Here is a 13,314-nt window from a genome sequence, read left to right as displayed (position 1 = left end):
ACCGTCAGGCGGCCGGGCGCGTTGCCCCGCCGAGGTCACCCGGACGCGGGCAGGGCCCGACCGTGGGACGGTCGGGCCCTGCCGGTGCGCCGCGGGGCGGCGCTGGTGGTGCGTCTCAGCCGCGGCGCGGGAAGGCGCCGGCGCCCGCGTAGACCGCGGCGTCGTCCAGCTCCTCCTCGATGCGCAGCAGCTGGTTGTACTTGTTGATGCGCTCGCCGCGCGCGGGGGCACCGGTCTTGATCTGGCCGGCGTTGGTGGCGACCGCCAGGTCCGCGATGGTGACGTCCTCGGTCTCGCCCGAACGGTGCGACACCATGGCGGTGAAGCCGGCGCGCTGCGCCATCGTCACGGCGTCCAGGGTCTCGGTCAGCGTGCCGATCTGGTTGAGCTTGACCAGCAGCGAGTTCGCGGCCTTGAGCTGGATGCCCTTGGCCAGGCGCTCCGGGTTGGTGACGAACAGGTCGTCGCCGACGATCTGGACGCGGTCCCCGACCTTGGCGACGAGCTCGGTCCAGCTGTCCCACTCGTCCTCGGACAGCGGGTCCTCGACGGAGACCAGCGGGTAGTCCGCCACGAGCTTCTCGTAGAAGGCGATCATGTCGGCCGGCGACGTCGCCTTGCCCTCGAACTGGTACGCGCCGTCCTTGAAGAACTCGGTGGCGGCGACGTCCAGGGCGAGGGCGACGTCGGTGCCCGGCGTGAACCCGGCCTGCTCGATCGCGACGAGGATGAGGTCCAGCGCGTCGCGGTTGCTCGGCAGGTTCGGGGCGAAGCCGCCCTCGTCGCCGAGGCCGGTCGCGAGCCCCTTGCTCTTCAGGACGGACTTGAGGGAGTGGTAGACCTCCGCGCCGGTGCGCAGCGCCTCGCGGTAGGTCGGCGCACCGATCGGCGCGACCATGAACTCCTGGATGTCGACGTTGGAGTCCGCGTGGGACCCGCCGTTGAGGATGTTCATCATCGGCACGGGCAGCACGTGCGCGTTGGGGCCGCCGACGTAGCGGAACAGCGGCAGGTCGGCGGAGTCCGCCGCGGCCTTGGCCACCGCGAGGGAGACGCCGAGGATCGCGTTCGCGCCCAGCTTGCCCTTGTTGGGCGTGCCGTCCAGGTCCTTGAGGGCCTGGTCGACGAGACGCTGCTCGCTCGCCTCGAACCCGATGAGCTCCGGCGCGATGTCGTCCATGACGGCGTTGACCGCGTCCTGGACACCCTTGCCGAGGTAGCGGCCCTTGTCGCCGTCACGACGCTCGACGGCCTCGAACGCACCGGTCGACGCGCCCGAGGGCACACCGGCGCGGGCGATCGTGCCGTCGTCGAGGGCGACCTCGACCTCCACGGTGGGGTTGCCGCGCGAGTCGAGGATCTCGCGGGCGCCTACGGCCTCGATTGTGGCCACGGAAGCTCCTTCGTACGGACTGGTGGGGATCTTCTCCGGGCTGGTCCTGGTTCCGCGGACCAGCGGCGAGGCGGACGGACCGACCTGCCGCCGGTCGTCGTCAACCGGCCGCGGTCCACAGTAGTGCGGATCCCGCCGCACCGGGCGGGACGTTCATGGGACCCGCCCGATCTCGTGCGGGCGGCGTCAGACGTGTGCGGGCTGCGTCTGCAGGGCCGTGATGATCGCCTCGACCTGGTCCTTCGCGTCGCCGAAGAGCATCGCCGTGTTCTCGCGGAAGAACAGCGGGTTCTGCACCCCCGCGTAGCCCGTCGCCATCGACCGCTTGAAGACGACCACCTGCTTCGCCTTCCACACCTCCAGCACCGGCATGCCGGCGATCGGCGACCCCGGGTCCTCCAGCGCCGCAGGGTTGACGGTGTCGTTCGCGCCGATGACGAGCACGACGTCGGTCTGCGCCAGGTCGTCGTTGATCTCGTCCATCTCCAGCACGATGTCGTACGGCACCTTCGCCTCGGCGAGCAGCACGTTCATGTGCCCGGGCAGACGACCGGCGACCGGGTGGACGCCGAACCGCACCTGGATGCCCTGCGCCCGCAGCCGCGTCACGAGGTCGGCGACCGGGTACTGCGCCTTGGCCACCGCCATCCCGTAGCCGGGCGTGATGACGACCGACCGTGCGTCCGTGAGCATCTGCGCGACCTCCGGGGCGAGCACCGCCCGGTGCTCCCCCTGCTCGCCGTCGGCCGCCACGGTCCCGCCCTCGACGCCGAAGCCCCCGAGGATGACGCTGATGAACGAGCGGTTCATCGCGCGGCACATGAGGTACGACAGGATCGCGCCGGAGGAGCCCACGAGCGCGCCGGTGACGATGAGCAGGTCGTTGCCGAGCATGAAGCCCGCCGCGGCCGCCGCCCAGCCCGAGTACGAGTTGAGCATCGACACGACGACGGGCATGTCGCCGCCGCCGATCGCCGCCACGAGGTGCCAGCCGAGCACGAGCGCGATCGCCGTCATCGCGACGAGCGGGACGAGCGCGTTCTGTACGACGAACCACGCCATGAGGCCGAGGGAGACGACGACGGCGGCCAGGTTGAGCAGGTTGCGTCCGGGCAGGACGAGCGGCGCCGAGCTGAGCCGTCCCGCCAGCTTGAGGTAGGCGACGATCGACCCGGTGAACGTCACGGCGCCGATGAACACCCCGAGGAACACCTCGACCTGGTGGACGGCGTCGGCCTCCTCGGTGAGGTAGGAGTTGAAGCCGACGAGCACCGCGGCGAGACCGACGAAGCTGTGCAGGATCGCGATGAGCTCGGGCATCTGCGTCATCTCGACGCTGCGGACCCGCCAGATCCCGACGGTGGCCCCGATCGCGAAGACGAGCGCGATGAGCAGGAGCGTCACGAGCACGGGCCGCTCGCTGGTCTCGGCGGCGAGGAGCACCGTCGCGCCGAGCGCGAGGCCCATGCCCACCATGCCGAGGACGTTGCCGCGACGCGCCGTCGCCTGCCCGGACAGGCCGGCGAGGCTCGCGATGAACAGCAGCGCCGCGACGACGTACACGGCCTGCGCGAGGGAGGTGAGCACGTCAGTCGCCCTTCCGGAACATGCCGAGCATCCGGTACGTGACCAGGAACCCGCCGAAGATGTTGATGCTGGCCACGGCCGCGGCGACGAAGGCGATCGAGGAGACGACGAGGTTCTCCGAGCCGATCTGCAGGAGCGCGCCGACGAGGATGATCCCGGAGATCGCGTTCGTCTGGGCCATGAGCGGCGTGTGGAGCGCGTGCGTGACGTTGAAGATCACGTAGTAGCCGACGACGACCGCGAGCGCGAACACCACGAGGTGCTGACGGGTCTCCTCCGGCGCGAACGTGAGGGCGAGGGCCAGGGCCACGGCGCCGAGCCCGGTGAGCGCGGTGCGGCGGGTCCGGCGGCGTGCCGCCTGGGCGGCTGCCGTCGCCCGTGCCTCGGCGGCCAGCCGCTCCGCCTCGACGGGGTCGACGGCGGGCTGGGCCGCCATCGCCGCCGAGACCTGCACCGGCGGCGGTGGCCACAGCACCTCGCCCGCCCGCGTCACGGTCATGCCGCGCTGCACGGGGTCCTCGAGGTCGAGGGTCAGCTCGCCGTCCTTCTCCGGCGTGAGGAGGGTCAGCAGGTTGACGACGTTGGTACCGAACAGCTGCGAGGTGTGCCGCGGCATGCGGCTCGTGAGGTCGGTGTAGCCGAGCACCACGACGCCGTTGTCGGTGACGACGCGCTTCCCCGGCACCGTGAGCTCGCAGTTGCCGCCGCCGGACGCGGCGAGGTCGACGACGACGCTGCCGGGTCGCATCGCAGCGACCATCTCGGCCGTGATCGTGGTCGGCGCCTGCCCGCGGACCAGGGCCGTCGTGACGACGACGTCGGCGCGTGCCGTCTCCTCCGCGTACATGCGGCGGGTCAGGAGCTCCTGCTCCTCGGTCAGCGCGGCGGCGTAGCCGTCGGCGGACACCTGCTGCTGGGCCGCCTCCGCGCGCACGGGCTGGCCGCCCATCGACGCGATCTGCTCGCCGACCTCGGGCCGCACGTCGAACGCCCGGACCTGCGCGCCGAGGCTGGCCGCGGCGCCGATGGCCGCCAGCCCGGCGACGCCGGCGCCGATGACGAAGACGTTCGCGGGCGCCGTCTTCCCGGCGGCGGTGACCTGGCCGGTGAACATGCCGCCGTACTCCTCGGCGGCCTCGATGACCGCGCGGTACCCGGCGACGTTGGACAGCGTGCTGAGCACGTCGAGCGCCTGCGCGCGGGAGATGCGGGGCACGGCGTCGAGCGCCAGGGCTGTCGCACCACGTTCGGCCAGCGTGCCGACGACTCCCGGCGACCCGGCCGGCCCGAGCATGGCGACGAGCGTCTGGCCCGGCATGAGCCGGGCGAGGCGATCGTGCGGCGGGGTGTTGACCGTGGTGACGACGTCGGCCGCCCACGCCTCCTCGGCGCCGACGACGGCGGCCCCGGCGTCGGCGTACGCCTGGTCGGGGAAGGACGCGGCGACGCCGGCGCCCGCCTCGACGAGCACCTCGTAGCCGAGCTTGCGCAGCTGGGCGACCGTCGCGGGCGTCGCGGCGACCAGCCGCTCGCCGGGACGCGGCTCCCGGGGGACGCCGACTCTCATCGCCTCATCGCCTGCCTTCCTCGACTGCACGGCCGGGGGCAGCCGCCACCGACGCGACCTTAGAACCGGCGGTCGCCGGGATCCAGGACGTTGGGCTCACGCGCCGGTCGCACGGACGCGGTCCTCGAGCTCACGGACCGTCCCCCGGAGCACCTGCTCGGCGTCGACACCGGCGGCGTCGGCCTCGACCACCAGCGCGAGCAGCCGGGCGCCGAGGTCCGCCGCGGCGTCGTCGGGCGCGGTGTCGGGCGCGTCCCGCGCGGTGCGGTCGGGGACCGGCAGGCCGGCCCGCCGGAGGCGGCCCAGCACCTTCTGCGCGCGGGCGAGCGCGGGCAGCGCGGGCGGGATCCCGTCGACCGCCGACGCCCGGCTCTTCTCCGTCTGCTTGATGGCGTCCCAGTTGCGGTGGACCTCCGCGGCGCCCGCGACCGTCACGTCACCGAAGACGTGCGGGTGCCGCCGACGGAGCTTGGCCGCGATGCCGCGGGCGACGTCGTCGATGTCGAAGGGGTCGTCCGGGTGGTCCTGCGCGACGCGTGCGTGGAAGACCACCTGCAGGAGCAGGTCGCCGAGCTCCTCGCGCAGCCCCGCGCGGTCGCCGGTCTCGACCGCCTCGACGACCTCGGCGACCTCCTCCACCGCGTAGGGGACGAGCGACTCGTGCGTCTGCTCGGCGTCCCACGGGCAGCCGCCCGGCGAGCGGAGGCGGTCCATGACCGCGACGAGATCCGCGATCCCACCGCCCGCCTCAGGGTCCGCGCCGGCGGACGGCTCGGCGGGCGGCACGGCAGGCCCGTCGGCCGTCGGCCCGGCGTCTGCCACGGACTCGCGCACGAGGGTCAGCGCGCGTCGATCCAGGGCCGCTCCGGGGCGACGATGCCGCCCGGAGCGGTCAGGTCGAAGCTCCCGTAGCGCGGGCTGAGCTCGACGTCGGCGTTCGTCAGCTCCTCCTCGAAGGACGCGAACACCTCGGCGGCGTCGGGCGACTGCGTGAGCTTCTGCTGCGCGAGCGTGGAGCGCAGCACTGTGAGGCTGCCGTCCCCGAGCTCCGGCGTCTCCGCGAGACCCGCCTGCGCGGCGAGCTGCTCGGCGAGCTGGACGGCCTCGGCCTCGGACACCCCGGCACCGGCCGCCGCGGCGGCGTCCAGGAGGAACGGCGCGGCGATGAGGTTGATGAGCACCTGCTGCGTCGGGATGCCCTGGGGGATGAGCGTCCCGAGCTCGGCGGTCGCCTCCTGGAGCGTCGCCTCCGTGATCGTCCGCCCGTCGACGACCGCAGCGGTGCCGGGCGTCTGCGCGCAGCCGGTCAGCAGCGCCGCGCCCACCGCGAGGGCGGCGACGGTGCGGGCGGCACGGCGCCGCGTGCGGCTCCACGTCGGCGTGGTCAGGCTCACCGGGGTACCTCCAGGGTCGAAGCGTCGCCAGCATCGTAGGCCCAGCGCAGGTCGGCGCGGCCGACCGGCCCTGTCACCGGGCGTCCGTCGTCGTCGGCTGGGCGACGTGGGCCGCCGCGCCGATCGATCCCTGGAGCACGCCGTCGACCAGGTCCCGCGCCCAGGCGAGGAGCTCCCCGCCGGCGAGGGCCTTCCCGCCGATGCGGCCCGTCGTCGGGAACGGCACGAGGATCGTGCGGATCGCCGGCTTCTGGATGGAGCCGGGGTACAGCCGCCGCAGCCGCAGCTGCGCCGACTCGGGCAGCTCGACGGGCGCGAAGCGGATGAACTTGCCCTGCGCGGTGACGTCCGTGAGTCCGGTGTCGCGGGCGAGGTTGCGGAACGCGGCCACCTCGAAGAGGTTGTCGACCGGCTCGGGCAGCAGCCCGTACCGGTCGACGAGCTCGGCGCGCACGGCGTCGAGCCGCTCGGCCGTCGTGGCGTCGGCGATCTTGCGGTACGCCTCCAGGCGCAGGCGCTCGTGCCCGATGTACTCGTGCGGCACGTGCGCGTCCACGGGCAGCTCGAGGGTGACCTCGGCCGGGCGGGTGTCCGGCTCGCCGCGGAAGGCCGCGACGGCCTCCCCCACCATGCGGACGTAGAGGTCGAAGCCCACGCCGGCGATGTGCCCGGACTGCTCGCCTCCGAGCAGGTTGCCCGCGCCGCGGATCTCCAGGTCCTTCATGGCCACCTGCATGCCGGAGCCCAGGTCGGTGTTCGCGGCGATCGTGGCGAGGCGGTCGTGCGCGGTCTCGGTGAGCGGCCGCTCGGGCGGGTACATGAAGTACGCGTACGCCCGCTCCCGACCGCGGCCGACGCGTCCGCGCAGCTGGTGCAGCTGGGACAGGCCCATGCGGTCGGCACGGTCGAGGATGAGCGTGTTGGCGTTGGAGATGTCCAGGCCCGTCTCGACGATCGTCGTGCAGACGAGGACGTCGAACCGCTTCTCCCAGAAGTCGACGATGACCTGCTCGAGCTGGTGCTCCCCCATCTTCCCGTGCGCGGTCGCGATCCGGGCCTCGGGGACGAGCTCGGCCAGCCGCGCCGCCGTCCGCTCGATGCTGTCGACCTTGTTGTGCACGAAGAAGACCTGGCCCTCGCGCAGCAGCTCGCGGCGGATCGCGGCGGTGATCTGCTTCTCGTCGTACGGCCCGACGAACGTGAGGACGGGGTGTCGCTCCTCCGGCGGCGTCGCCAGCGTGGACATCTCCCGGATGCCCGTGACGGCCATCTCGAGCGTCCGCGGGATCGGCGTGGCGCTCATCGCCAGCACGTCGACGTCGGTGCGCAGCTGCTTGAGCGTCTCCTTGTGCTCGACGCCGAACCGCTGCTCCTCGTCGATGACCACCAGGCCGAGGTCCTTGAACCTGACCTGCCCGGTGATGAGGCGGTGCGTGCCGATGACGACGTCGACCGTGCCGTCCGAGATGCCCTCGACGACCTCCTTCGCCTCCTTGTCGGACTGGAAGCGGGACAGCGCCCGGACCGTCACGGGGAACTGGGCGTACCGCTCGGAGAAGGTGTCGAGGTGCTGCTGGACGAGGAGCGTCGTCGGGACCAGGACGGCGACCTGCTTGCCGTCCTGGACGGCCTTGAACGCGGCGCGGACGGCGATCTCCGTCTTGCCGTAGCCGACGTCGCCGCAGACGAGCCGGTCCATCGGCACGGACTTCTCCATGTCCGCCTTGACCTCGTCGATCGTGGCGAGCTGGTCGGGGGTCTCGACGTGGGCGAACGCGTCCTCGAGCTCGGCCTGCCACGGGGTGTCCGTGCTGAACGCGTGCCCGGAGGTCGCCATGCGGGCGGAGTACAGGCGGATGAGCTCCGACGCGATCTCCTTGACGGCCTTGCGCGCGCGGCCCTTCGTCCTCGCCCAGTCCGAGCCGCCCATCTTGTTGAGCGTCGGGGACTCCCCGCCGGTGTACTTGGTCACCTGGTCGAGCTGGTCGGTCGGGACGTACAGGCGGTCGCCGGGCTGCCCGCGCTTGCTCGACGCGTACTCGATGACCATGTACTCGCGCGTGCCCTTGGCAGCGCCGGTCCCGACGGTCCGCCGGACCAGCTCGACGAACCGGCCGACGCCGTGCTGCTCGTGCACCACGAAGTCCCCCGGGCGCAGGGCGAGCGGGTCGACGACGTTGCGGCGCCGCGACGGCATCGACCGCATGTCCTTGGTGGACGTCCCCGCACGCCCGGTGAGGTCGGACTCGCTGAAGACGGCGAGCCGGAGCGCCGGCGCGACGAAGCCCCGGCCGCCCGGCGCGGGCGTGACGACGACGACGCCCTCCTCCGGCGCCTCCGCCACCTCGCCCACCCGGCGGGCGGGGACCTCCATGGCCGTCAGCTGCTCGACCATGCGCTGGGCCGGGCCGTGGCCCTCGGTCGTCATGACGAGACGCCAGCCCTCGCGCTGCAGGGTGCGCAGGTCCGCGACCGCCGCCGGCACGTCGCCGCGGTAGCCGCGCACGTCCCGGGCACCGACGACGACGGTGGTCCCCTCGTCGCCGTCGACGACGGCCGCGCGCGGGGCGCCGTCCTGGAGCGCGGCGGTGCTGGGGCCGTCCTGGCCCGCCGCGGCGGGAAGGAGGTCGTCCTGCGCCGCCGCTGCCTCGAGCGAGAAGGCGCTGAAGGACCACCAGCCGAGGCCGCGCGCCAGGGCGTCCTCGCGCGTGTCGGCGTACTCGACGAACGACGCCGCCCGGAGGTCGATCGGGGTACTGCCGCCCGCAGCCGCCGCGGTCCACGCGGCATCCAGGAACTCCTGGCTCGTGGCGAGCAGGTCGTGCGCCCGACGGCGGACCCGCTCCGGGTCGGCGACGGTGACGAGCGACCCGGCGGGCAGCAGCCCCAGGACCGGCACCATGCGCTCGACGAGGACGGGCGCGAGGGACTCCATGCCCTCCACGGCGATGCCGTGCGCGAGCTTCTCGAGCATCTCGGCGGCGCCGGGGAGCTGCTGCGCGAGGGCGGCGGCGCGGCCCCGGACGGTGTCGGTCAGGAGGATCTCGCGGCACGGCGGCGCCCACAGACCCTCGGTGGCGACCTCGAGGCTGCGCTGGTCGGCGACCGCGAACCAGCGGATCTCCTCGATCTCGTCGCCCCAGAACTCGATGCGCAGCGGGTGGTCGTCCGTCGGCGGGAAGACGTCGAGGATGCCGCCGCGAACGGCGAACTCGCCGCGCCGCTCGACCATGTCGACACGCGTGTAGGCGGCAGCGCTGAGTCGCTCGGCGACGTCCTGCAGGTCGGCGCGCTCGCCCGTGCGCAACGAGACGGGCTCGAGCTCGCCGAGACCCTCGACGACGGGCTGGAGCAGCGCGCGCACCGGGACCGCGAGGACGCGGATGGCGCCCGCCTGGCCGCCGTCGGCCACAGGGTGCGCCAGCCGGCGGAAGACGGCGAGACGGCGTGCCACGGTGTCGCTGCGCGGCGAGAGCCGCTCGTGCGGGAGCGTCTCCCACGCGGGCAGCACCGCGACGTCGTCGGCGGGGAGGAAGCAGCGCAGCGCGGCGGCCAGGTCGTCGGCGTCACGGGTCGTGGCGGTGACGACCACCGTGACGGGCGGCGTGGAGGTGCCGATCGCCGTCGACCCGTCGAGCGCAGCCGCGACGGCAGCCAGGAGCGGGGGCCGGGTGCCGGCGGGCGCGACGACGTCGACGGTCTCCTCCCGCGCGGCGGGGCTCGCCGCGGCCAGCTCGCGCAGGCGCGCGGCGGCCGGGTCGGCGAGGAGGAGGGGCAGCAGACCGGTGAGGTTCATGGGTCCTGTCAGAGGCCGGGGGCAGCACGACGGGCCCCGGCCGAGGATCGGACGGGGTGTGGGGCAAGTCTACGTGCGCACGGACGGAGGCCCCCGGTGCGTCACGCACCGGGGGCCTCCACTCATCCTGTCCTCACACCGACGCCCTCAGGGGCGACCGGTGCGGGCGGTCACTCCTCCACTCGGCCACGGAGCCGGCCGACGACCAGGGCGATGCCGCCCAGGCCCATCAGGCCCGCAGCCCCGGCCAGCAGCCACGGAGTGGTGTCGTCGACGCCGGTCTGCGCCAGCATCGTCGGCCGCTGCGGTCCGCGGATCGTCGGCGAGACGATCACGGCCGGGCGGGCAGGCGTGGTGACGACCGGCTTGACCACCGGGGTCACGATGACCGGCTTCTGCGGCTGGTCCTCGGCGCAGTCGACGACGATGGTGGTCTCGAACACCGCGTAGGTGTCGGTGTCCTCGATGTCGACGCCGATCGCCTCGACGACGACGTCATACGTGGCGGCGTCCTCGAAGAGCAGCTCGACGGTCTCCATCTCACCGGCCGCGAGCTCGATCTCGTCGACCTCGTCCTCGTCCACCCAGATCACGAACGTGACGGCTGTGGTGGAGTCGGAGTTGTCGAGGGTGATGTCGACGGCCCCGAAGAGCTCGTCGTCCTCCTCGACGCAGATCGGCGTGGTGATGGTCACGATCGGCCCGAAGACACCACCGACGACGCCGCAGGACAGGTTGGAGATCTCGACGGTGAAGACGGCGTTGCCGTCCTCGTCCAGCATCCAGCCCGTGCCGAGCGTCGTGAACTGGTAGCCCTCGTCGAGCATGGCGGTGACCGTGTACTCGCCGGGCGCCAGGTCGGTGAGGTCGGTGACGACCTCCCCGTCCATGGTCACGACGTAGGTCACGCCGTCCTCGTCGCCGACGGTGATGGACCCACCGACGGGCTCCGTCTCGCCGGGCACGCACACGGCGTCCACGACCGACACGGACGGGGTGACGCCCAGGAGGCCGGGCTCGCACGGGAGATCGGTGATCATCACGTGGAAGACGGCGTTGCCGTCCTCGTCCAGCGTCCAGCCGGCACCGAGCTCGCCGAACTCGTAGCCGTCCTCGAGCATGGCCGTCACGACGTAGTGGCCCGGCTCCAGGTCGGTCAGGTCGGTGACCTCCTCACCGTCCAGGGTCACGACGTAGGTCACGCCGTCCTCGTCGCCGAGGGTGATGGACCCACCGATGAGCTGGAACTCACCAGGCACGCACACGGTGTCCTCGACCATCACGGACGGGGTCACCTCGTCGGGGACGACGACCCCGCCGGTGTCGCACTCGTTCTCCAGCAGGGACAGGTCGCCCTGGGCGTCGACCGTGAGGGTCTCACCGTGCTTCACGTAGGTGAAGGAGTCGAAGATGTCGTCCTCGTGGTCGATGTGGCCGGCCTGGAAGAACGCGGCGACGCTGACCTCGATGAAGACGTACGGGTTCGTCTCGGAGCCCGTCGCGTGGCACAGCGGGACCTTGACGACCGTGTCGGTGTCGCACGCGACGTCGGTGAACGTGAACTCCCACTCGGTGTCCACGCCGTCGGCGAAGACGTCGGCCTCGTTGACGAGGACGGCCGTCACGGTGACGACCATGCCGTCGCGGGTCATCTCGTACGTCACGTACTCGGTGTCCTCGGGGAGGATCACCTCGTCGTCGGCGGTGCCGCACTCGTCGACGAACTCGGGCACCTCGGGTGTCACCACGACGGGCACGTAGTCGCACGGCAGGTCGGTGAAGGTGTGGGTCCAGCTCGTCACGGCGCCCACGGCCAACGTGTAGCCGGCCGCTGCCGTGGCGGTGACCGTCACGGTCAGCCCGTCCCACGTCTCGGTGTAGACGACGCCGGCGGTGGTCGGCAGGACGACGTCGTCGTCCTCGGTGCCGCAGAGCTCCACGAACTGCGGGATGCCCGGGGTGACGACGGTCGGCTGGGTGACCGGCACGTAACGGACGGAGACGTGGCTCAGGGCCTGGGCCTTGCCGTTGTCGTTGAGCACGGTCGAGGTGACGGAGGTGACCGCGCCGAGGTAGACGACCTCGGTGGAGGCCTTGTAGCAGACCTCGGCGACGACGTAGCCGTCCATCGCGGGCACGGAGAACGTCTCGCCGTTCAGGCCGTCGTACTTGAACCAGCCGCCAACGCCCTCGACGAAGGTGTCAGGACAGACCCCGCCGTTGTCGTTGCCGGAGTTGCCGGGATCGGCAGGCTTGACCGCGGGCTTGGCCATCGCGGCAGCAGCCTCACCGGAGGTTTCCTGTGCGGCGGGGGCTGGGGCGGGCTGCGCTGCCTCCTGCACTGCAGGCGGCGCCTCCTCGGCTGCGGGAGGTGCTTCCTCGACCGCCGGAGGGGCCTCGGTCACCGCGGGGGCTTCCTCCACCACCGGTGCCGGCTCGACGGCCACGACGCCGTCGGTGGACTGCTCGTCGGTACCCACGGTCGCGACCGCGGGACCTGCGAGAGCGAGGGCCATGAGCCCCGCTGTCGCTACTGCCAGTACTCGTCTCATCGCGTTCCCCCACCCAGATCTGCCGGACCCTCGGCCGGTCGGCCGGTGGTCGGGCGAACGGGTCCCGGTAGGTGTCCGGGTGCCGCCCGTGGAGCCAGGTGTCGTCCCCACCATCTGCTGCGATGGTGATGTGCGCCCGGACACCTCCGCGCCCCCGTGCGCGTCGATCTCCGCCCGCCCTCGAACGGCCAGCCCATCTCCGACGATCCCGACCCGTACTGGGCGGGATGCCCGATATCGACGCTATTCCGCGGTATACACACCTGCACCCTGAATGAGGAGATTCACCCGATCAGGCGCTTGCGCCAAGATCGTTCCTTGTGCGGACGCATACCGACGCGCCGCTGCAGCGGTCTGCTGGTAGGACGCCGGAGGGGCGGGCCGCGACTGCGACCCGCCCCTCCGTACACACCTCACTCAGCTGCGCGCTGACCGTCGGGACCACGCGATGCCCAGGGCACCCATGAGAGCCAGGGCGGCCGCCGTGGCGCCGGCCGCCAGGACACCCTCGGCGCCGGTGGCGGCGAGCTGGGGCGTGGGGCGCCGCGGCGGCACGACCACCGCAGCCGGCTTTGCGGGCACCACGGGCTTCGACACGGTCGAGGGAGCCACGTAGCACGGCTTGCTCGCGTCGGTCGACTGGAAGCCGGTCGCCGCAAGCACCGTGACCGTGTAGGACACAGTCGCCTTGCCGCCGACGAACACGAACCCGTCCTTCGCCGTCGCCGTCACCGTGTGCGTGCCGGCGCCCAGGACCCGCGGTCCGGCCCACGTGAAGGACGCGCCGTCCACCAGCGTGAGCGAACCCGGCGCCGAGCAGGTCGGGCCGACCGGAGCCGGCGCAGCGGGCACCGGGATCTCGACCGTGCCCGGCTGGCAGGGGACGTCCGTGAACTCGAACACCCACTCCGTGATCGCACCGTCGGCCAGCACGTAGCCCTCCGCGGCGGCCGCGGTCACCGTCACCGTGCTGCCCTCACGCACCTCGGTGTAGACCACACCGGTCGTCGTCGGCAGCGTCACGT

General features: G+C 72.5%; 7 protein-coding genes and 1 pseudogene. All 8 read right to left on the bottom strand.

From position 1 onward, the window contains the following. Positions 1-115: 115 nt before the first annotated feature. Positions 116-1,393: a phosphopyruvate hydratase gene (gene eno, locus LG379_RS14835; protein WP_225755378.1), complete on the bottom strand. Its 1,278-nt coding sequence runs from the start codon at positions 1,391-1,393 to the stop codon at positions 116-118. 186 nt (positions 1,394-1,579) lie between these two features. Beyond that, positions 1,580-2,980: a Re/Si-specific NAD(P)(+) transhydrogenase subunit beta gene (gene pntB, locus LG379_RS14830; RefSeq protein WP_225755377.1), complete on the bottom strand. Its 1,401-nt coding sequence runs from the start codon at positions 2,978-2,980 to the stop codon at positions 1,580-1,582. A gap of 1 nt (position 2,981) precedes the next feature. Beyond that, a complete protein-coding gene (locus LG379_RS14825; protein ID WP_225755376.1) occupies positions 2,982-4,547 on the bottom strand; it encodes a Re/Si-specific NAD(P)(+) transhydrogenase subunit alpha in 1,566 nt (521 codons plus the stop codon). Between the two features lie 96 nt (positions 4,548-4,643). Continuing rightward, on the bottom strand, positions 4,644-5,381 hold the full coding sequence (locus tag LG379_RS14820; RefSeq protein WP_225755375.1) for a MazG family protein: 738 nt from the start codon (positions 5,379-5,381) through the stop codon (positions 4,644-4,646). Between the two features lie 5 nt (positions 5,382-5,386). Beyond that, positions 5,387-5,941 (bottom strand): hypothetical protein, encoded by a 555-nt coding sequence (locus LG379_RS14815; protein WP_225755374.1) that lies wholly within the window; start codon positions 5,939-5,941, stop codon positions 5,387-5,389. Positions 5,942-6,014: 73 nt separating this feature from the next. Next, on the bottom strand, positions 6,015-9,737 hold the full coding sequence (mfd, locus tag LG379_RS14810) for a transcription-repair coupling factor (RefSeq protein WP_225755373.1): 3,723 nt from the start codon (positions 9,735-9,737) through the stop codon (positions 6,015-6,017). Positions 9,738-9,907: 170 nt separating this feature from the next. Next, on the bottom strand, positions 9,908-12,217 hold the full coding sequence (locus LG379_RS14805) for a hypothetical protein (RefSeq protein WP_225755372.1): 2,310 nt from the start codon (positions 12,215-12,217) through the stop codon (positions 9,908-9,910). Between the two features lie 489 nt (positions 12,218-12,706). Beyond that, positions 12,707-13,314: pseudogene (locus LG379_RS14800) on the bottom strand (hypothetical protein); the annotation flags it as partial.

Source organism: Actinotalea sp. Marseille-Q4924, from assembly GCF_916618755.1.
Lineage (GTDB): Bacteria > Actinomycetota > Actinomycetes > Actinomycetales > Cellulomonadaceae > Actinotalea.
Note: the sequence above shows the minus strand (reverse complement) of the source record. Positions and strands in the feature narration are given on the sequence as shown.

Bases quoted from the DNA above. Each gene is read 5' to 3' on its own strand.
- mfd (WP_225755373.1), bottom strand. From the start codon at position 9,737: ATGAACCTCACCGGTCTGCTGCCCCTCCTCCTCGCCGACCCGGCCGCC.
- LG379_RS14825 (WP_225755376.1), bottom strand. From the start codon at position 4,547: ATGAGAGTCGGCGTCCCCCGGGAGCCGCGTCCCGGCGAGCGGCTGGTC.